Origin of the sequence: Herpetosiphon sp. (assembly GCF_003512625.1) — a bacterium.
Lineage (GTDB): Bacteria > Chloroflexota > Chloroflexia > Chloroflexales > Herpetosiphonaceae > Herpetosiphon > Herpetosiphon aurantiacus.
Genome location: NZ_DOPT01000088.1, coordinates 53097 through 71062, shown reverse-complemented (window position 1 = coordinate 71062; position 17966 = coordinate 53097). Strand labels below are relative to the sequence as shown.

Here is a 17966-nt window from a genome sequence, read left to right as displayed (position 1 = left end):
TGTGTGTCGTGACCAATATCATTCGGTCATTCGTTGACAGCCAGAGGATTCTACCACCCTTCGCCACCCTTGTCAAATGCCATGGTTCTGATCCACGAAGCACACGAAGGAGCACGAAGCGCGGGCCACAACCGCGAAGATCGCGAAGGCCCAACCAGGGTTCACAGGATGCGATTGGATTGATATAGTAAGCTATTTCAACAAATCGAGGTAGTATCTATGTTTACTGTTGGCGAATTCGCCCGTATTGCCCAAGTTTCTAAGCGTTTTTTGCGCTACTACGATGAATTAGGCCTCTTTCCACCAGCCAGTATCGACCACGCCAATGGCCGACGTTACTATAGCGCTGAACAATTACCAGCATTAAATCGTATTTTGGTGCTTAAAGATTTGGGGTTTTCGCTCGATCAAATTCGCGATTTAACCCACGATCAGATTTCTGCCGACCAAATGCAAACGCTCTTACGCCAAAAAAAAGCCGAGATCGAGGCCCATTTACACGCAGAAATGCAACGGATTCACCGCATTGAGTCACGATTAAATGCCCTCAACGACTTCGATAAGCCGTTAAATGTGGTGCTTAAACCAATGCCCGGCCAACCAGTGCTCAGTACACGGATCATCGCTGCAAATTTCGAGTCAGGCTTGCAGGCAATGCAACACATTCGCCAACACTTACCCATCAGCAAACGATATGGCTTGTGCTTTTGTATTTGCCAAGATAGCAATAGCTCAATCTATGATATGGATTTGGAGATTGGCTGTTTTATTGAGCAAACCACCCATCGCCCGGTCAGAATCTCTCCACAGCTTGAATTGCAGTTCAATCATCATCCCGCCAGTAAACTTATGGCAACCAGCGTTGTTCAAGGCCCACTCGAACGCATTTTGACCAGCTATGAGCAACTTGGCCGCTGGGCCGAACTGAATGGCTATCGTCCAATTGGTATGCCACGTGAAATTTCGCTCCAATTGCCCCAAACCGCTGATGCCAGTGATTTACTGACTGAGGTGCAATTCCCAATCGAGCCAAATGAGAACATGATGAGTAGCGCAAAATAGGGCTTGCAGTTAACGTTACGTGAAGATTTAGACTGCTCATGGGTTTGATTTTATATAGGAAACAACCATGACAGCAAACAATTTAATCTTGGTCACCGGAGGCACTGGCAAAACTGGTCAGCGAATCGTCGCTCGTTTGCAAGCCCAAGAACTGAACATACGGATTGGCTCACGTTCAGCCAGCCCCAGCTTCGATTGGCACGATCAGCAAACTTGGCCCGCAGCGTTGGCAGGAGTGCAACGTGTCTACATCTGCTACCAGCCTGACCTCGCTATCCCTGCGGCCATCGACACAATTCGGGCATTTTGCCAGTTGGCGGTAAACAGCGGCGTGCAACATTTGGTATTGCTATCGGGACGCGGTGAACCAGAAGCCCAAGCCTGTGAACAAGTGGTACAAACCGCAGGCATAACCTGGACGATTGTCCGAGCTGGCTGGTTTATGCAAAATTTCAGTGAATCGTTTTTTCACGAGCCACTGCTGAATGGTCAGATCTTCTTACCAACGAGCGATATCAAAGAGCCATTTATTGATGCTGAGGATATTGCCGATGTGGCAGTAGCAGCGTTGACCAACATTGAACAACATCAAGGCCACGTTTACGAAATTACCGGGCCACGGTTAATGACCTTCGCTGAAGCAATTAGTGAAATTGCCCAAGCCAATGGCAAGCCAATCGAATATCAACAAATTCCACTTGAAACCTATCTTGGAGCACTGCGTGAACAACAATGGCCCAATGAGATGCTTTGGTTAGTTGAATATTTGTTCAGCCAAGTGCTAGATGGTCGCAATGCCTACCTAACTGATGGAGTCGAACGGGCTTTAGGTCGCCAACCGAATGATTTCAGCAACTTTGCACGCGAGGCTGCAAAACGGGGAGTTTGGCAGCTTACCAGCATCAGTCGCTAGTTTTCCCGCACTGTACCTTCGGACGAAACTATGCAAGGAGTCTGATGTGACTACTCGATCAATTTTAGTAACCTATGCTAGTCGCGGTGGTTCAACAATGGGGGTAGCTAAAGCGATTGCAACGGTATTAACAGAACAGCGTTTGCCAGTAACGCTCCTACCAATGCAACAAGTAAAGCATCTAAACAGCTATCAAGCTGTCGTTGCAGGCAGTCCCATCCACAAAAATCGTTGGTTGCCTGAAGCCTTGGCCTTCGTCAAAGAACATCAGATCGGATTGAGAACCAAGCCATTCGCAGCTTTTCTGACCTGTTTAGCCTTGGCCATGACCAACCAACCAGCAAAAACCCTTAACGATGTAGCCCAATGGTTGCAACCTGTACGGCATTTCGTACAACCATGTAGTGAAGGGCTATTTGCAGGGGTACTCGATTTGAGCAAGATTAGTTTGGGCTATCGACTCCTCTTTCGCGGCGCAATGACAGTGCGTCGCTGGCGTGAGGGTGATTATCGCAATTGGCATGCAATTGAAGCCTGGGCTGCAACCTTGCCTACTAAATTTAGTAGCATTCACTAAACATAGGTATTGTAAAATCACGCCCTTCGTTTAGGCACAACGAGCGAGGGGCGTGATCCCAAACTATTACCGAAATCGCCTCGATTATGATGATGAAGGTTCTTTACTCGACGCAGGTTTGGGTTGGCCTTCGGCATCAAAATGGGCTTTGGTACGTTGCTCGACAGTGGCCCGAGGTAGCATTACTTTATGGTCGCAGGTCATACAGCGCAACCCAATATCTGCTCCCAAGCGCGTAACACGCCAATGATAGCCGCCACAGGGATGCGGCTTGCGCAATTGCACAATATCATGAATTGCTAAATCTAAATGGGCCACAACCTACCTCGATTGCTGAGCAAAAGCTGCTAGCGCAGCAGCAAGATCAACAGTCGCTACGCCCTCAGCGAGCACATTAACCCGCCATTGTTCGCCAGCCCGCGCCATCCACTCACGCTCGCCATCAAGCGCAATCGCCCCACTCTGCAACTCAATGCCTTCGCCAGCAGCCAAATACGTGGATTCAGCCAAGGCCACGGGTGCGATCAATCCTGGAGCAATCGGTACATTGATCGTTCGCCCCGCTCCTAGCAGTACATGGATGGCGTAGGCATCAGCAGGCGCAACACCACAATGACCGCCGATTGCCGAAAGTCCAACCGTACCAGGGGTTAAACGGGTGGTAACGACCTGCTGCACTTTGCTAATTTCCCAAACGGCCCGTCCACCAAGGCTATCGGCAACGCTGGCAACATCAACTAATGCAAGATCAATTAACTCGTGGTTACGATAAATTTCGAGCAAGGCATGCCGCGTAATCGCTGTAGGTGCAAAACAGGCCACACTCCCGGCAGCCAAGCCAGCTAAAGTTGGCTCCACCGTTTGGGGAAAAGCATTGTTGGTTCCGGTCGAAAGCGCCAAAATGGGGATTGAGCGCGAACCTTTGATTGCGGCACGCGCTGTACCATCGCCCCCAAGCGTGATTAAACAACCAACGTTATGCTGTTCAGCTAAGCGGGCAGCCAACGTCGTGTCATCAGCGTGATCGTGCCATTGGCCCTCAAACGGCTGCAAATGAAATGGCAATTGTTGGCGCTCAGCGGCGTTGCGCACAATTCCAGCATGATCAGGCAAATACCAAACTTCTTCCACAGGCGTGGCCGCCAAGCCTTGCAACACCCGCCGCACAATACTGGTTTTTTCGTTGTTCGAGACACTCGACGCATGGCTGACCACCCGCCGAATATCTTTACTTGAAGCTGGATTGGCTATGATTGCAACACGGGTCATAAATAGCAACCAATCTCCAAAATTGATCTATGAAGGGGCTAGGGGTCAGGGGTCAGAGTTGAAATCGTAACGATTCTAGGTATCTACACCTAGCCCTTGATCCATGATTCCCTTATCCTCCTAGTTCTGAACCCTAGTCCTTAATCCCTAACCTCTCTATTCAAGTTCTCTATACCTCTAGCCCTTAATCCCTGACCTCTGACCCCTCGTTTACTTTTGCAATTTACGCAGCAGGGCTGGAATATTGGGATAAAAGCCAACGCCCAACAATGGCGGTGCAACTGGGCTACCTTCAGCGTTCCAGTAGCGTTGGCGTAGATCGTGGCCATTGGGCAGACGCAGGCTATAGGGAACGCCCAAGACTTTGCCTTCCCCAACCCGCAACCCACGTGGCTGCGAAAATTCTTTGAAAATCGCGCCAAGCAACAAACTAATTCCCGAAAGAATAATCGTTCGACGAAGCCATGGTTTCATCACAAACTCCTCATACATTTATGGATACAAATATGGTGAGCTAGGCATCTCGATTGACACTAAAGTTCCAGCAATTTGCGGCACAATCGAGCCATTAATTTCAGCTGGCACAAACGTTCCTTCAACCCGTACCCATTGATCGTTGCTAAAATCTGCGCCATTGTTGGCCTTGACTCGTAATGATAAGGCGGTACCATCGGCAGTACAGCAGGTTACGACATACCGTCCAACCAGCACTTCATCAGCAGGCAAATCGGGGGTACGATAAACAAAGCCTTCAAAAGCAGCCTGCTTATCGCGTAACACTTCCAGATCGCTCTGACGCACTGCGGTTGTCCATTCGAGTAATGTCCAGCTTTTGCTATCATCAGATAAATTGGTTTTCCAACGGGCTAGCAAATTATCGCTTGAATTGGCATTTAAAGCCTTACCCGAAACCAAATTGGCCCCCAACGGTCGAGCAGGTACAAGCACAGCAAAGGCCACCGGAATCGTCAATAATGCCAGCATACGTTTTGGGATAGCAGGCGCTTTGGTCAAGGCCATGCCAACTGCGACAAGAAGCAACACCACCGCCGTGGCAACTAATAAGCTCGTATAGCGGGGGTGAATATACAAATTCAAGCGATTGGTTTGCCATTTGTAGATAATCATCGCGCCAAGCCCAAACATTACTCCAACCGAGAGCCAGCGCTCAAGCACCTGACGTTGCATCATTCACCTCAGATCAAAACAACATAGCTGATCAAGCCAGCAATAATTGCAAATAAGGCTGCTAGCACGACCATTGCCATCACTGCTGAGCGGCGGAATGTCGTGGTCAGCATCAAGGTACTTTTAATATCAATCATCGGGCCAAAGACCAAAAAGGCCATGACTGCACCTGGATGAAACAAGCCAAGGAACGATAAGGCCAAAAAAGCATCAACCGTGGAACACACGGAAAGCAGCACTGCCACCAACATCAATACCACAATCCCCAACAACGGAGCAAAAAAGCCGATGCCGCTATCATTTAAAGTGAGCAAGGCCGATTGGGGAATGAAGGTTTGCATAGTCGCTGCCAACAACGAACCCATCACCAAATACTGGGCCATCTCAAAAAATTCAACGCTGCCGTGGGCAATCAGGCCTGCCAAACGACCCTTGGGTTGTTCGTGGGTATGGTCGCAAGCACCATGATCATGGTCGCAATGGCTATGATCATGTTCAACATCGGGGGTTAGGGCAAGTGGGGTCAAAATTGCTTCGCGTTTAATTCCAGCTCCAATAATCAAGCCAATTGTTAAGGCAATGATGATTGTAAAGCCGACCCGCGCCAAAGCCCAACGCACATCGCCAAAGGCAATCGAGGTTGAGATCAGCACAATTGGGTTGACCACGGGGGCCGCTAAGGCAAAGGCAATTCCCATTGAGGCTGGTGCGCCTTTGCGCAACAACCGCCGACTGGTTGGAATCGCCCCACACTCGCAGACCGGAAACAGCAAGCCCAAAAGCGAGCCAAAAATTGAGGCTCCAAAGGCATTTTGGGGCACAAAACTGGCCAAATGCTGCGGCTTGACGAACTCGCCAATTAATACCGAAACAATCACCCCTGCACTAAGAAAGGGCAGCGCCTCAATAAAAATCCCTTGAAAGGTGGTGACTAAGCCTTGAAGTTTGTTGGTTAAGGGGGCTAAATTGCTTGGGACAAGCCAGCCGCTCGCCAGCCACAGCCCAAGAATGCCGATGATTGGCGCGAAAAAGAGTAGCCATTTGCGTTGGTTTTTGGGTTTAACATCGATACTGACAACAGCCATGGGGACACCTCGTTGGTTCGACTGTTGCCATGATACCCGAAAATACCATCGCTGAAAACAGCACAATCAAGGTCGATAGATGGTTGATCCCCACACCCAGCTCATTTAAAGCAAGATGCGGAGATCAACCATCTAAATTATTGTTGATAGCCCGTAGCCCGATCAGCAGCATCGCGCAAGCTTTGCACAAACTGTTGCGCTCCAGTAGCACGCTCTTCGGCGGGCAAATTGCCAATATAATCGAGCAAGGCACTGGCGCAAATTGCCCCTTCAGCCATTTTGGCAACTGCGGCCACATGTTCAGGTTTGGAGATGCCAAAGCCAACCGCACGCGGCAATTGGCTATATTGGCGTACTCGCGCCAAGAAATCACCCAAATCGTCTGCCAACGCAGCCCGCGCACCAGTTACGCCGCGCAATGCCACACAGTAGATAAACCCCGACGACAGGCTGGCAATCTTGGCGATACGGGCATCAGTCGAGGTTGGAGCCAACAAGAACACCAAATCCAACTCATGGGCTTTGGCCGCAGCATGAAATTCGTCGGCCTCCTCAGGTGGTAAATCAGGCACGATAAAACCATCAGCACCCGCCGCTTTAGCTTCGGCCACAAACCGTTCAACGCCATATTGAAACATAGGGTTGAAATAGCCCATCAGCAATAACGGAATGCTCATGCCAGTCGCTCGTAATTGGCGCACCGTCTCCAAACAAAACCCAATATCCACTCCATTGGTTAGGGCAATATCGGTGGTACGTTGAATCGTCGCGCCATCGGCCAACGGATCAGAAAAGGGCATGCCAAGCTCAAGCATATCTGCGCCGCCAGCAACCAAGGCTTGGGCTAAACTCAGGGCAGAATCACGCTCAGGGTAGCCAATCGTCAAAAATGGCATCAGGGCTGTCCGACCTTGGCTGGCTAAGCGTTCAAAAGTTTGGGCAATTCGGCTCATAGCGTCCTCAACTACAGCAGCCACCTACTCACGAAACTGGCTGTCATTCCATTCGGCAAAGAGTTCTTGCAGGCGCAAGCGTTGATACTTGCCCGTTGCAGTAACCGGAATTTCAGTGCCAAATACCACAACTTTTGGGCATTTAGCAAAGGGCATGTGGGCACGGCAATGGGCCAAAATTGCTTGCGCATCAAGTTGTGCGCCATCTTCGGGCACAATATACGCCCCAACTTCCTCGCCATACCAATTATTAGGGAAGGCGATCGCTAAGGCGGTGCGCACTCCAGGTACGGCCAACAGCACTTCCTCAATCTCAAATGGGCTATATTTTACCCCACCACGATTGATCAGTTCTTTGAGGCGGCCCGTGATAAACAAAAATTGGCGACCTTGGGCATCCCATTGATAAAAGCCTTCGTCGCCAGAGCGAAACCAGCCATACTTAAAGGCTTCGGCGTTAGCATCAGGTCGATTGAAATAGCCCATCATCACATTATGGCCGCGAATCACAATCTCGCCACGCTCACCTTCGGATAAGGCATGGCCTTGGGGATCATGCACTGCCATTTCGTTCGGCCAAATTGCCACGCCAATGCTCGGATAGCCAAAATCTTCCATCCAATGGCGATATTCGGCATCACTCAGATTGGTTGGTAAGAAGCATGAATAGCATGTAGTTTCGGACAGCCCATATCCATGGAGCACCCGCACCCCAAATTGATCGTAAAAACGTTTGGCGAGGGCAACGGGCAGCGTACCAGCCCCACAAATTAAATAGCGCAAGTGGCTGCGTTCAAATTGGCTGTGTTCTGGTTTGCCTTCGCATAAATATTGCAAAATTGTTGGCACAACCGAAACAATCTGCACGCCTTCGTTGGCGATGCGCTGCCAAAATGTGCTTGCACTAAATGCCCGATTCAGCACAACCGAAGCCTTGGCCAGCAAGGGCGTAACCAAGGTCACCACAATTCCATTCACGTGATGAATTGGCAAAATTGCCATCAAACGGCTGGTTGCATCAATCCCATGCCAGCGCATAATCCCAGTACAATCGGCCAGCAAATTATAGTGGCTCAGTTGCACGCCCTTGGGAGCACCAGTTGTGCCCGAGGTATAAACCAACAACGCTTCATCATCAAGGCTTGGCGCTTGAGTCGGCTGAAAAGTTATAGCTTGAGCCGCCAACGCTTGCTCAAAATCAGCATCCAAGGCCACCACATGCTCAACCCCAGCGGCATGGCTACAAATAAGCTTGGCCCGTTCGAGGTATTCGGTTCGCGCCAACACCACCCGAACCGCAGCATTGCCTAAAATAAAGCCAATCCGCTGATCATCTTCGCCAACATTTTGTGGCGCAATTGTGGCCCCAATTAACCAACAGGCTGCATAAATTGCCACCGTGTCGGGGTGATTATAGGCCAACGTGGCAACCCGTTCGCCATGCTGCACCCCATAAACTGTCGTAAGCAAATTGGCAATTCGAGCCGCTCGCTCAAACAAATCGGCATAGCTCCAACGAATTTCCTCGCCAGCATGATCATTAAAATAGGCCAAATATTCGCGTTGAGCTTCGCTGGCTGCTCGAGCTTGCAATAGCTCAGCCAACGAAGACCATGGCGTTTGCACCGTCGTGGCAGGAATTCCAGTGTAGGTATGGGCAGCATTCAACAACTGCATTGTCGTTGGATCAAGCTCAGGGTGCGTCATTGCACAAATACTCCTTAACGGATAGCACACAGCGAACAGCCGCACCATTATAAACGATGCTGTGGCGAAGAATTAAGTTAAAATAGCGAGTCACAGATTCATACAAGCAAGGAATGTGAGTGATGACAGAGCAACAACCAATGGCCGCCGCGCCAATTAAATATCGCGAAGATGGCGAGGTCGATTGGGCCAATATGTGGGAAACATTCTGCGATTTAGCGCTTGAGGGTGGGCCAGCCCATCGCGGTGCCGAGGCAAACATCCCAATCCAAATCAATGCCAATCCCCAGCATCCCAACTATATGCAGGTCTATGCTGAGTTATGTCGCGGTATCTACGAAGTCAGCGGCTTGAGCGCCCATATCGGCGAAAAGCCCGAGTGGTTGGCGATCGAATGTCCGATTGTTGGTCAAGCTCAGTGGCTAGCTGGCGCAATCAATCAAGAACATGTTGCGGCGCAGGCTACTGGTCAACAGCTGCTTGTGCCAATTCATCAAGATTTCAGCCTCAAAAGCGAAATCAAAAGTGTGATTACGGTCGTCGCCAAAACCACTCACTACTGGACTGAGCACCTGCCACAGTCGGTCAAACAAAGTTTTGCCATTCAAGCCCAATTGAGCAAAGCCGGCAAAAAAATCAAACGGCTGTTCAATCGCAGCTAAATCAATTGCTCGAAGGAAAGCCCAGCAATCCCCATTGCGTCTTAATGGCATCGAAGAGTTATTTTCGTTCGGAGGATTTCAATGGGGATTCACGATTCGTTTGACGATATTGGCAACCAAGCAAGTTCACGACGCTCATTTTTGCGCAATAGTGGGTTGGCAGCCTTAGCAACTGCTGGGGCATTGAGTGCCTTTGATCAAGCGGCAGCCAATACTAAGCCTGCCCAAAGCGAAAGCATTGCCGCCACCACAGGCGAGATTCCAGCCAGTGCCCAATTTGCGCGGCGAGCATTTCGCTCGTTGACCTTGCTGGCAATGAGTGCCGTCACCAGCGACACGCGTTTTGCCCAAAAAGTTTATGGCTTGGCCTTAGCCGATTTAGAAATAAACCTCGCTGGTTTGCAAAACGCCAGCGATAACGTTACCAGCCTGAGCTACACCCCCAACCCCGACGACGACTACGAACCACGTCCTTGGTGGTGGCCACGTCCTTGGTGGCGGCTCAAAGAACAATTATTCACGCCAATTGAGCGGATTCCTGCTGGCGGTTTGGTAGTACTTGACCTCCATCGCAGCCTTGATGCCTTCAACATGGCCTTTCAATATGGCGACCAAACCTTGCAAGCCGAAAATTTGCGTTTAGCTCGCGGCGAATTACGCAGCCACCTGGCAACCTTGAAAGGCTCAAGTAGCTTTGCCGCATGGGAGCCAGGCGATGATATTTGCCCACCTTGGTGGCCATGGCCGTTCCCTCCAATCCGCAAGCCAAGTATTCCTACATCGCAGCCATTACTTGAGCTTGGCACATTAACCAAAGGTTTAATCAACTATGGTTTAGGCCAATCCATGCACAATGCGGCACTTGGTCGCGCCCGCAGCAAAGCAATTATTGTGCAAATTCAGGGCAGTGCTCGCAAAATGGCTGGTTACGGTGGAAGTTTGGTTGGCTGGGAAGATGGCGATGATATTTGCCCACGCTGGCCGTTCCCATGGCCAGGCCCATGGTCACTTGGCCAAGTGCTTGATCAATACAGCGCCGAGCCAGAGCCACTGCCATGGCGGCCTATTGCTAGCGAAGTCTTGCGGGCCGGCACCATTTTTGCCATCGCCAGCAATCTCGGTGATCGTGGCATCGCCCAAGGCTTACGCGATGCAGCAATTGTGCAAATTCAAGATCAAGTTGCCAAATTAGGTTAATTATTGCCAATTGCAGCCGAGCTACGCAACCCGTTTGCTCGGCTGCAAACGATTAAGTGGCCAAATCTCAAGTTCGTCCAGTTCGCGTAACAACCGTTGGGTTGGCACAAACCGCCCAATCGCTTGAATCGAGGCTGGTTGTTCGGGCAGTTGTTGGATAACTTCATGAGCTGCTAAATGCTGGCTCTGTTGAGCGAACCATGGCCGTAGTTGGGCCACGGGCAAAACATACACTTTGCTGGTAGCGGCAACATAGCTATACCAATATTCAGCCGCCGTAATGCTCAAACGACTGGCGGGGTCGGGGTCGGCTTGCCAAGTTGGAATAAAAAGCTGTTGATCGTTGCCAATTTCATCATAGTAGAAGGCAATTCGGATGCTGCGCTTGGAACAGGGAGGCATGCGCACTTTCCAGACAATATTGACTGCTAATTGTTGATACAACGGCACATGGGCAACATCATTAACTTCAAGCGTATCGCTGAAGCTGCGTAAATGCTTCATCAGCAAACGCTTAACTTCACGGCTTTGTTGATCGCGCAGCGAGGGAATTTGCAGAATTGTTGCCATTAGAATGCCTCATTTCGTAGTTGCTTCAGTAACCCATTTTGACTATACCAGAACAAAATTTCTATGTCAAGCACATATGTTCAGTTAATATTAAAAAAGGCCAGTTGCAATAAGCAACTGACCTTAATTTTGAGCCAAAAGTTAATATTTAAAGCTTAACCTTGCCATGCTCCCCAATTTCGGGGCGTTCGCCCGTAACCAGCGCCGACAAAAAACCAGCCACTTGCACAAAGGTACTGTTGGGCGTATCCCAATATTCGACAATTTGCGGCTCGACCTTAATTAAAACAATATTAGGGTCGTTTTCATCTTTAAACCAGGCTTTCGCCAGCGGAGTCCAAAGTTCTTTGATTTTGGCCCGATCATCAACAATTTGGCCTGTACCACTCAGCGAAACATAGCGTGAGTCATCAACATCAACAAAGGCGACATTTACTTGCTTGGATTGGCTTAACTCAGCAATTTTGCCGCTATCACGCCCAGTCATAAACCACAAATCGCCATCAAATTCTTTTTGTTGCACCACCATCGGGCGGCTATGCAACGAATTGTCGCTAGCAACCGTGGTTAACATCGCCAACTTAAAGCCTTTCAATTGCTCGGCGACTTTGCTAATATTTTGTTGGGTAGTTGTTTGATCTTGCATTGCAGTATCCTCCATAACACGTTTTCCACTGCATAACCAAGGCAAGAGCTATGCCAAGAACCATTCCAATTCGTGGTATGATCAAATTGTAATTTCAGCATATCTTCCTGAGGAGGCTTCTGTGGAATATCGACGGTTAGGCAAAGCAGGCATGCGGGTAAGTGCGGTATCGCTCGGCGCATGGTTGACCTACGGCGGCAGTGTCGAAGGCGATCAAGCCGCCCAATGTTTGCGGGCAGCAATCGACAATGGCATCAATTTTATCGATGTTGCCGATGCATATGCCTACGGCGAAGCTGAAAAAGTGGTTGGCGGCGTAATCCGCGATTACAAACGCTCGGATTTGGTGCTTTCTTCCAAGCTCTATTGGCCGATGAGCAACAATGTGAACGATCAAGGGCTAAGTCGCAAACATATTATGGAATCAATTGATAAAAGTTTGCGCCATTTTGGTACCGATTATTTGGATATTTATTTCTGCCACCGTTTCGATGCCAACACGCCACTCGAAGAAACTGTCCGCGCAATGAGCGATTTGGTGCAGGCTGGCAAAATTCTCTATTGGGGAACTAGCGTCTGGGAAGCTGAGCAAATTGAGCAAGCGGTCAGCATCGCCAAACAATATAATGGCTATTTGCCGCAAGTTGAACAACCACGCTACAACATGCTTGATCGCCACATCGAGCCAGCGATCATCCCAACCTGTGAGCAACATGGCCTTGGCTTGACGGTTTGGAGTCCTTTGGCCCAAGGCTTGTTAACTGGCAAATATAATGCGGGCTTGCCAGAGGGCAGTCGCGGAGCCACCACCAAATGGCTTGATCGTGAACTCAACGAAAATAACTTGAATAAGGTACGCCAATTAACCACGATTGCTGGCGATCTTGGCCTAACCACCAGCCAATTGGCCTTGGCTTGGGTGTTGCGTTTGCCGCAAATTAGCTCGGTCATTACTGGCGCAACCAAACCTGAGCATGTGCTCGATAACATCAAAGCTGGCGAAGTTCAATTGAGCGCTGATGTCCAAGCCCAAATTGAGGCAATTCTGGCCTAAAATAGCACAGCCCCACCAACGATCTCGTTGGTGGGGCTGCTTCAAAAGCTTAATTATTTCATAGTCCATTCGCCGCTGCCACCAGTAACCGATGCTGCCACGGCCAAGGCTGCCCCAGTAAAATTACCAAGGTAATCGTTGCCCCGCCAGAACTGAATCGTCACAGCGCCAGCAACCCCCGAAACCACTGTCACTTGGAAGCTGCAATCGCCAACCAATTGATTAGCGGGTACGCCGATATAGGCACCAGCGCTGGTTCCGCCACCAATCCCTATTCCCCACATGGTGCCATAAAAATGGGTCTTTTGGCCATTATCAAAGGTCAAATCGCAGGTACACGTACCATAGATAAAGGCGGTTGCAAAAGTTGCCGAGCCAGTTGCAGTTGTGGTTGAGCTGGCAGCTGATTTTTCTAGGGCATTTTTACTCGCATCAGGAAATGATTGCTTGATTGATTCAATTGTCGCATCATATTGAGCTTTAGCAATCGAGGCATAATCAATTTGTTGTTGAGTCGTCATAATAATTCCTTTACTACACAAATTCTGATGTCGTTTGAATCGATTCATGATTAAAACGTTGAATCAAGCACAATCCTGAATTTTATCAGCAAAATTTCACAAATTAATCTACTATAATCAATCATAAAATTATCATATTAATAAATCAAAAACCATTAAATCATTATTTAAATTTAAACCACAAAAAAACCAGCCATGGCCGTTTCGCCATGACTGGTTGAAAATTAATCGTTACTGGAGCTTACCGCGAAAACCGATTGGCCCTTCGCCAGCATAGACCATCGTGCCATTGAGGGTTTGGCCACCATCACGCGAATCAACATCAAGATTAACTGGATTTTGATTATCACGCGTTCCAATAATCCAATGGCCGCCTGGATGCCATGGAGCGCTATCGCCGCCCCATTGGTTTTCGACAGCATAGTTGTTGGCACTGGTACGGGTTGCGCGGAATCCGATTGGGCCTTCATTGATGTAGGTCATCGTGCCAGTAAATGTTTGGCCATTATCAGCGGAGGAAATATTGATCGCCACAACATTTTGGTTATCACGAGCACCTAACACCCATGTACCGCCTGGATGCCATGGAGCACTATCGCCGCCCCATTGATTTTCAACCCAATACACGCTCATCGGTTGTCCTCCTAACTAAACCGTTGTACCAAAGAACTCAGCCACAGGCCATCGCAAAGCAGCTCAGGCGTTGATGGGAGCTTTGATTGAACGTGATATTACATTGGCTCGTTGCTGGTTCTATCTATTAAACGTTATCCAGCAATCAATCCTGAATACGTTTAGGTGTCTATTTTTGCTTAAATTGATATACGATTTCTTCAGTAGTAAATTGGCAATCGCTACGTTGGGTGGACGGGTCATACCAACATACCCGATAGAATAACGTTGATTCAAGCAAGCGAATTGCTCGCGACCAATAGCCTAAGCGATAACCTGTTGCTGTCGGTTGATAGAGCCACGTTGAATATTCATAATCGGCGATAGAGAGCGAAGAGCGATCTGTTTTTTGCAGTAATGCTTGACATTGCCCATCCAAGGCATTGGCATCAAATTCAAGATCGAAGGCCAAATAGGGCGGATATTTGCCATGCTGAAGCTGACGTTGCGCCAGTTTCTCAGCTGTTTGATCAAGCGCCACTTGCATCATACAATCTTGAGCTTTGATTAAAGGATATTCGACGAATGCTTTGACAGTCAGCGGCAGGATAACCGCCACCAACAGGTTAATGCTTAATCGTCGAAGCCGCCCTTGAGCAACTCGCCACTCATACAATCCGCTGCGCACAAGAATCCCAAGGCTGTTGCCCAGCAAGATCCAATCGCCAAACGGCCACAAATCATGGATCGTTAAGCATAAGATGCCCAGCCCATAGATAGTGCTAAGAATAGCGAAACCCCAGTAACGCAACTTCTTTTTAGGCTGATAAATCAAGCCTAGGCTATACCAACTTAACCAAGCCCCAATAATTGGCCAGAGATAAAACACGAGATACAAGACTATCACTAGCGAGCCTGTAATTACCAATCCAAAGATTGGGGCTACAGCAATCACGATAATGCTTAGTCCCAGCAAAATCACAATCAGAAAGAAGTAAGAGAGCCATCGCATGCAAAACCTCGCTAAACAATCAGCATTTTAGATAGGCTGAGTTTAGCGAGGTCATGTTACACAGGTGTTACAAAAGGTTATGTCAATTACCAAGCTATGGCACATTCGCAGTGCGAGCGGCGGCCAACAGATGATACCATTCTTCACGACTGAGTTCGATTTGCAAGGCTTGTTTGGTAGCAGCAATTCGGCCTGGATTGGTTGTGCCAATAATCGGCAAAATTTGGGCCGGATGACGTAGCAACCAGGCCAACTGGATCGCTTCCGAGCTTACGTCATACTGTTCAGCCAGCTGATTTACCAGTGCAGCAGTAGCTTTAACATTCGCTGGTGCATCGTCATTGAAATTAACGAGCTGCCCAGCCGACAATGGTCCCCATGCCTGAATTTGAATTTTGTGCAGGCGACAATAATCCAATAAGCCAAAGGCCGCATTAAACGGCAAGTTGCTACGATTGGTATCAATGCCTTCGCTAATCAACTGATGGTGCAGCAAACTCAGTTGCACTTGATTAACCACCAATGGTTGATCGAGCGCAGCCTGAATTAAATCGATTTGGGCTGGAGAGTGATTACTAACCCCAAAATAACGAACTTTGCCACTCTGCTGCAATTGATCAAAGGCTTGCGCAATTTCTTCTGGCTCCACTAACATATCGGGTCGATGTAAAAGCAAAAGGTCAAGATGATCGGTATTCAGGCGTTTGAGGCTGCCTTCAACCGATGTAATAATGTGCTCATAGCTAAAATCATAGCGTTGCGGCGAGCCAGGCGGCTCATCAGCAAAGCGAATACCACACTTCGATTGTAAAACAATCTGCTGGCGTAGGCTTGGTTGTTCGGCTAAAAGTTCACCAAAGAGCCGTTCGGATTTACCACGGGTATAAATATCAGCATGATCAAACAACGTAATTGATTGTTCAAGTGCCGCCGCTAAGGCCTTGCGACCGATCTCATACTCGCTACTAGTCCACGGTTCAGTGCTCCAATTCCCACCAATCGTCATACATCCATAGCCAATCGGAGCCATCTGGAGATCGGTGCGTGAAATGGTATAGAGTGGGGTTTTCAGCATACTATCCTCACTATCCAAAACCTTGGGCAGGCTTCAGCCCAGGTTTAGGGTAACATACTTTTAATCGCCGAAATGTCTTCATTATTTCTTCATTGTTTACTCATAATCTAGCAGCACCGACCAAACCGACCCATCCAGCAGGAGGTTTGCTGATGCTGAATCGACGAAATTTTTTGAAAATCAGTGGACTGGCCGCTGCCTATAGTGTGCTCCCCCTCTGGCTAAGCGCCTGTGATCGGGCGGCTCCTAGCGCAATCGCCCAGCCAACCTGGGAGCTTGAAGCTCCGACCAACGGCGATCATCGCAGCCGTGTGGCAATTCGCCATTTGCTCAATCGGCTCAGCTATGGCCCATTGCCCGGCCAAATTGAGCAAGTTCAAGCCCTCGGTTGGGATGCCTACCTTGAACAGCAATTAAACCCAAGCCAGCTTGACGACTCAGCACTTGAGCAACAATTGGCTCAATTTACAACCCTCAAGCTCTCTAGTGCCCATTTAATCGAGCACTATCCCAAAGGTGCGAACGGCCCACGCCTGATTATGCGCGAGCTTCAAGCCGCTAGTTTATTGCGGGCAGCGAGCAGCCAACGCCAACTATTCGAGCTAATGGTCGATTTTTGGAGCAACCATTTCAATATTTACATTGGCAAAAATCAGGTCAAATGGCTCAAAACGGCTGATGATCGTGAAGTAATTCGCCAGCATGCGCTCGGTAAATTCCGTGATTTATTGCTGGCTTCGGCCAAAAGCCCAGCCATGTTGGTCTATCTCGATAATGCCGAAAACGTGCGACCTGGAGTTAAGGTTGGCAAGAAGATGCTTGGCTTGAATGAAAATTATGCCCGCGAACTGCTCGAACTGCATACCGTCGGGGCTGATGCAGGCTATAGCCAAGCCGATGTCCAAGCAGTTGCCCGTGTTTTGACGGGCTGGACAATCACCCGAGCCAACAGCGAGCAGCCTGGACTTTTCCAATTTCTGCCCAAATTTCACGATGTTATGGCCAAACGAATCGATTTTCTGCAGCTAGATTTGGCTGCCGATGGCGAAATCGAAGAGGGCGAATTATTGTTAAAGCTGTTGGCTGAACACCCTAAAACTGCCCAACGATTGGCCTATAAGCTCTGCCTACGCTTCGTCAGCGATGATCCACCAGCTGATTTAGTTGAGCGGGTTGCTCAAGCGTATCTTCAGCACGATACCGATATTCGCGCCATGCTCAACATGTTAGTCAACTCCGCTGAGTTTTTGGCCGCTGCTCAGCAAAAAATCAAACAGCCCATGCATCTGTTAATTTCAGCCATTCGCGCTACCAATAGCAGCATCACCAAACAAGCCTTCAAGGGTAAAAACAACCTCCTTGATCAATTGGAAACCTTAGGCCAAATGTTTTTCAACTGGCCTCCACCCGATGGCTATCCCCAAATCAGCAGCGCTTGGATCAACACTGGCGCGATGCTCAGTCGTTGGAATCTGGCCTTTGCACTCGCTGAAGGTCGAATCGACGGCCTAAAAACCGATGTCCCTAAATTCGCCAAACAGCCAAGCCAAGCCAGCGAATTGGTCGATACGCTAGCCGATTATCTCAATTTAAGCCTTGCCGCCGAGTCGCGAGCCAGTTTAATCGATTATTTAAATGATAGCCAATCACCAAACCCAACCGTTGATCAAACTAAAATCGCTGGCCTACTTGGCCTATTGCTGACCAGCCCTGAATTTCAATTGTGCTGATAAGCACATGGGGGAACGATTTTTAACCACGAAGGCCACGAAGAACACGAATGCTGATTAAACGGTAGTAAACCATTGGTTAGCAATTCAGGTAGTTAATCGGCCTAACCTGCGCGATCTTCGTGGTTTCAAG

General features: G+C 49.0%; 19 protein-coding genes and 1 pseudogene. 7 read left to right on the top strand and 13 right to left on the bottom strand.

The window, feature by feature from the left end:
- The first annotated feature begins 219 nt into the window (after window positions 1–219).
- The 3 genes from DEF47_RS18865 (at window position 220) to DEF47_RS18855 (ending at window position 2552) form a co-directional block, all read left to right on the top strand.
- The gene (locus tag DEF47_RS18865; RefSeq protein ID WP_012189250.1) at window positions 220–1062 is read left to right on the top strand and encodes a MerR family transcriptional regulator; all 843 of its coding nucleotides are present in this window, start codon (window positions 220–222) and stop codon (window positions 1060–1062) included.
- A gap of 67 nt (window positions 1063–1129) precedes the next feature.
- On the top strand, window positions 1130–1975 hold the full coding sequence (locus DEF47_RS18860) for an NmrA family NAD(P)-binding protein (RefSeq protein ID WP_012189249.1): 846 nt from the start codon (window positions 1130–1132) through the stop codon (window positions 1973–1975).
- Window positions 1976–2021: 46 nt separating this feature from the next.
- Window positions 2022–2552, top strand: coding sequence for a flavodoxin domain-containing protein (locus DEF47_RS18855; protein WP_012189248.1), 531 nt, complete (start codon window positions 2022–2024; stop codon window positions 2550–2552).
- Window positions 2553–2636: 84 nt separating this feature from the next.
- Here DEF47_RS18855 and DEF47_RS18850 read toward each other — a convergent pair whose 3' ends face one another.
- The 7 genes from DEF47_RS18850 to DEF47_RS18820 all read right to left on the bottom strand — a co-directional run bounded on the left by DEF47_RS18850 (window position 2637) and on the right by DEF47_RS18820 (window position 8754).
- On the bottom strand, window positions 2637–2870 hold the full coding sequence (locus DEF47_RS18850; RefSeq protein WP_012189247.1) for a DUF951 domain-containing protein: 234 nt from the start codon (window positions 2868–2870) through the stop codon (window positions 2637–2639).
- A gap of 3 nt (window positions 2871–2873) precedes the next feature.
- Complete coding sequence (locus DEF47_RS18845; protein ID WP_012189246.1) at window positions 2874–3821, bottom strand: NAD(+)/NADH kinase; 948 nt, start codon at window positions 3819–3821, stop codon at window positions 2874–2876.
- 210 nt (window positions 3822–4031) lie between these two features.
- The gene (locus DEF47_RS18840) at window positions 4032–4295 is read right to left on the bottom strand and encodes a hypothetical protein (protein ID WP_012189245.1); all 264 of its coding nucleotides are present in this window, start codon (window positions 4293–4295) and stop codon (window positions 4032–4034) included.
- A gap of 18 nt (window positions 4296–4313) precedes the next feature.
- Window positions 4314–5012, bottom strand: a complete 699-nt coding sequence (locus DEF47_RS18835) for a TIGR03943 family putative permease subunit (RefSeq protein WP_012189244.1) — start codon at window positions 5010–5012, stop codon at window positions 4314–4316.
- 5 nt (window positions 5013–5017) lie between these two features.
- The gene (locus DEF47_RS18830) at window positions 5018–6094 is read right to left on the bottom strand and encodes a permease (protein ID WP_012189243.1); all 1077 of its coding nucleotides are present in this window, start codon (window positions 6092–6094) and stop codon (window positions 5018–5020) included.
- A gap of 137 nt (window positions 6095–6231) precedes the next feature.
- The gene (trpA, locus tag DEF47_RS18825) at window positions 6232–7047 is read right to left on the bottom strand and encodes a tryptophan synthase subunit alpha (RefSeq protein ID WP_012189242.1); all 816 of its coding nucleotides are present in this window, start codon (window positions 7045–7047) and stop codon (window positions 6232–6234) included.
- 24 nt (window positions 7048–7071) lie between these two features.
- Entirely contained in the window at window positions 7072–8754 is a 1683-nt protein-coding gene (locus DEF47_RS18820) for a class I adenylate-forming enzyme family protein (protein ID WP_012189241.1), read from the bottom strand.
- 122 nt (window positions 8755–8876) lie between these two features.
- Between DEF47_RS18820 and DEF47_RS18815 the strand changes: the two genes are divergently transcribed.
- Both DEF47_RS18815 and DEF47_RS18810 read left to right on the top strand, forming a co-directional pair.
- Window positions 8877–9416, top strand: coding sequence for a hypothetical protein (locus DEF47_RS18815; protein ID WP_012189240.1), 540 nt, complete (start codon window positions 8877–8879; stop codon window positions 9414–9416).
- An 81-nt stretch (window positions 9417–9497) separates the two neighbouring features.
- Window positions 9498–10613, top strand: coding sequence for a hypothetical protein (locus DEF47_RS18810; protein ID WP_012189239.1), 1116 nt, complete (start codon window positions 9498–9500; stop codon window positions 10611–10613).
- A gap of 21 nt (window positions 10614–10634) precedes the next feature.
- On the opposite strand, the gene DEF47_RS18805 is transcribed toward DEF47_RS18810, so the two are convergent.
- Both DEF47_RS18805 and DEF47_RS18800 read right to left on the bottom strand, forming a co-directional pair.
- The gene (locus DEF47_RS18805) at window positions 10635–11183 is read right to left on the bottom strand and encodes a hypothetical protein (protein ID WP_012189238.1); all 549 of its coding nucleotides are present in this window, start codon (window positions 11181–11183) and stop codon (window positions 10635–10637) included.
- Window positions 11184–11331: 148 nt separating this feature from the next.
- Window positions 11332–11829 carry a pyridoxamine 5'-phosphate oxidase family protein gene (locus DEF47_RS18800; RefSeq protein ID WP_012189237.1) on the bottom strand — a complete coding sequence of 166 codons (498 nt, stop codon included), beginning with the start codon at window positions 11827–11829 and terminating at the stop codon, window positions 11332–11334.
- 121 nt (window positions 11830–11950) lie between these two features.
- On the opposite strand from DEF47_RS18800, the gene DEF47_RS18795 reads away from it, so the two are divergent.
- Window positions 11951–12883, top strand: a complete 933-nt coding sequence (locus DEF47_RS18795; RefSeq protein WP_012189236.1) for an aldo/keto reductase family protein — start codon at window positions 11951–11953, stop codon at window positions 12881–12883.
- 53 nt (window positions 12884–12936) lie between these two features.
- Here DEF47_RS18795 and DEF47_RS18790 read toward each other — a convergent pair whose 3' ends face one another.
- The 4 genes and pseudogenes from DEF47_RS18790 to DEF47_RS18775 all read right to left on the bottom strand — a co-directional run bounded on the left by DEF47_RS18790 (window position 12937) and on the right by DEF47_RS18775 (window position 16103).
- Window positions 12937–13404 carry a VapA/VapB family virulence-associated protein gene (locus DEF47_RS18790; RefSeq protein WP_012189235.1) on the bottom strand — a complete coding sequence of 156 codons (468 nt, stop codon included), beginning with the start codon at window positions 13402–13404 and terminating at the stop codon, window positions 12937–12939.
- 231 nt (window positions 13405–13635) lie between these two features.
- Window positions 13636–14028 (bottom strand): annotated as a pseudogene (locus DEF47_RS18785) (lectin OAA family protein); the annotation flags it as partial.
- A gap of 178 nt (window positions 14029–14206) precedes the next feature.
- Window positions 14207–15028: a hypothetical protein gene (locus DEF47_RS18780; RefSeq protein ID WP_012189233.1), complete on the bottom strand. Its 822-nt coding sequence runs from the start codon at window positions 15026–15028 to the stop codon at window positions 14207–14209.
- 94 nt (window positions 15029–15122) lie between these two features.
- Complete coding sequence (locus DEF47_RS18775; RefSeq protein ID WP_012189232.1) at window positions 15123–16103, bottom strand: aldo/keto reductase; 981 nt, start codon at window positions 16101–16103, stop codon at window positions 15123–15125.
- A 152-nt stretch (window positions 16104–16255) separates the two neighbouring features.
- Here DEF47_RS18775 and DEF47_RS18770 point away from each other — a divergent pair, with 152 nt between their 5' ends.
- Entirely contained in the window at window positions 16256–17833 is a 1578-nt protein-coding gene (locus DEF47_RS18770; protein ID WP_012189231.1) for a DUF1800 domain-containing protein, read from the top strand.
- Window positions 17834–17966 lie beyond the last annotated feature (133 nt).

Excerpts from the sequence above, each read along its gene's own strand:
- DEF47_RS18805 (WP_012189238.1), bottom strand. The coding sequence starts at position 11,183 with ATGGCAACAATTCTGCAAATTCCCTCGCTGCGCGATCAACAAAGCCGT.
- DEF47_RS18800 (WP_012189237.1), bottom strand. The coding sequence starts at position 11,829 with ATGCAAGATCAAACAACTACCCAACAAAATATTAGCAAAGTCGCCGAG.
- DEF47_RS18775 (WP_012189232.1), bottom strand. The coding sequence starts at position 16,103 with ATGCTGAAAACCCCACTCTATACCATTTCACGCACCGATCTCCAGATG.
- DEF47_RS18770 (WP_012189231.1), top strand. The coding sequence starts at position 16,256 with ATGCTGAATCGACGAAATTTTTTGAAAATCAGTGGACTGGCCGCTGCC.
- DEF47_RS18780 (WP_012189233.1), bottom strand. The coding sequence starts at position 15,028 with ATGCGATGGCTCTCTTACTTCTTTCTGATTGTGATTTTGCTGGGACTA.
- DEF47_RS18820 (WP_012189241.1), bottom strand. The coding sequence starts at position 8,754 with ATGACGCACCCTGAGCTTGATCCAACGACAATGCAGTTGTTGAATGCT.
- DEF47_RS18810 (WP_012189239.1), top strand. The coding sequence starts at position 9,498 with ATGGGGATTCACGATTCGTTTGACGATATTGGCAACCAAGCAAGTTCA.
- DEF47_RS18840 (WP_012189245.1), bottom strand. The coding sequence starts at position 4,295 with ATGAAACCATGGCTTCGTCGAACGATTATTCTTTCGGGAATTAGTTTG.
- DEF47_RS18830 (WP_012189243.1), bottom strand. The coding sequence starts at position 6,094 with ATGGCTGTTGTCAGTATCGATGTTAAACCCAAAAACCAACGCAAATGG.
- DEF47_RS18815 (WP_012189240.1), top strand. The coding sequence starts at position 8,877 with ATGACAGAGCAACAACCAATGGCCGCCGCGCCAATTAAATATCGCGAA.
- trpA (WP_012189242.1), bottom strand. The coding sequence starts at position 7,047 with ATGAGCCGAATTGCCCAAACTTTTGAACGCTTAGCCAGCCAAGGTCGG.
- DEF47_RS18790 (WP_012189235.1), bottom strand. The coding sequence starts at position 13,404 with ATGACGACTCAACAACAAATTGATTATGCCTCGATTGCTAAAGCTCAA.
- DEF47_RS18860 (WP_012189249.1), top strand. The coding sequence starts at position 1,130 with ATGACAGCAAACAATTTAATCTTGGTCACCGGAGGCACTGGCAAAACT.
- DEF47_RS18845 (WP_012189246.1), bottom strand. The coding sequence starts at position 3,821 with ATGACCCGTGTTGCAATCATAGCCAATCCAGCTTCAAGTAAAGATATT.
- DEF47_RS18865 (WP_012189250.1), top strand. The coding sequence starts at position 220 with ATGTTTACTGTTGGCGAATTCGCCCGTATTGCCCAAGTTTCTAAGCGT.
- DEF47_RS18835 (WP_012189244.1), bottom strand. The coding sequence starts at position 5,012 with ATGATGCAACGTCAGGTGCTTGAGCGCTGGCTCTCGGTTGGAGTAATG.